Genomic DNA, 883 nt, shown 5'->3' with positions numbered 1-883 from the left:
CAATAGGGGGAGGGCCTCGACCGAANTCGAGGCCCTCCCCCTATTGTGGCTGCGAAAACTACGCGACGACAGCGAAGCCGCCGGTCCACTGAATCTTCTCGCCCGCGGCGAGGGTGAGCTGCAGGAAGCCGAGGGCTTCGAGCTCGTGCGCCCGCTTGAGCGAGCCGGCGTCGATGGCCTTGAGGCCACCCGCGACGACGGCGCTTACGAGCTGCGACTTCGCGTCGGCGTCGTCGCCCGCGACGAGCACGGTGGTGGCGTTCTCGCCGACCTTGCCAGAGGCGAAGGTCGCGGCGAAGTTCGTGTTGAAAGCCTTGAGCACGCGAGCGCCCGGCAGCCGCTTCTGCAGCTCGGCGCCGGCGGAGCTGCCCTCGGGCACGACGAGCGAGTCGAAGGTCTCGAAGTTAAGCGGGTTGGTGATGTCGACGACTACCTTGCCGTTCAGCTGCTCGCCGTAGTTCGCGACGATCTCCGCGACGGCGGGGAAGGGGACCGCGAGGATGACAACGTCGCGCGAGACGGTCGCGTTCGCGCCCTGCTCGTGGCTGATGTGCTCGACCGACGCACCGCCGGCAGCGAGGATGCCGCCGATCGCGTTGGCCATGTTGCCGGTGCCGAAGATCGTGAAGGTGGTCATGATTGAACTCCTTTTCGTGCCGCAGCCCTTTATTGCAGCTTCAACTAAATACAAGCACTAATCGCTTCAAGCTGCAACTAAATTTCTAGGTGCTCTGGAAGTTCCCAGCTTGGGCCGTTCGGGTGCGCCGGGAAACGGGAGTGGGGTGCCGGCCAGGGCCTGTCCGTTCGCCGAGGCCGGCCTGCGCGGCGCCATCGGTTTCTCGTCGTACGCANGCTGTCAGCGACAACTGGCGCTGTCAGCATC

Annotated in this window: 1 protein-coding gene; it reads right to left on the bottom strand. The window is 65.3% G+C overall.

Annotated elements, in window-relative coordinates:
* Positions 1–58: 58 nt before the first annotated feature.
* Positions 59–637: an NADPH-dependent F420 reductase gene (locus ID132_RS08230; RefSeq protein WP_193128324.1), complete on the bottom strand. Its 579-nt coding sequence runs from the start codon at positions 635–637 to the stop codon at positions 59–61.
* Positions 638–883: the final 246 nt, after the last annotated feature.

The organism is Gulosibacter sediminis (assembly GCF_014904065.1).
Taxonomy (GTDB): Bacteria; Actinomycetota; Actinomycetes; order Actinomycetales; family Microbacteriaceae; genus Gulosibacter; species Gulosibacter sediminis.
Note: the sequence above shows the minus strand (reverse complement) of the source record. Positions and strands in the feature narration are given on the sequence as shown.

Excerpts from the sequence above, each read along its gene's own strand:
- ID132_RS08230 (WP_193128324.1), bottom strand. The coding sequence starts at position 637 with ATGACCACCTTCACGATCTTCGGCACCGGCAACATGGCCAACGCGATC.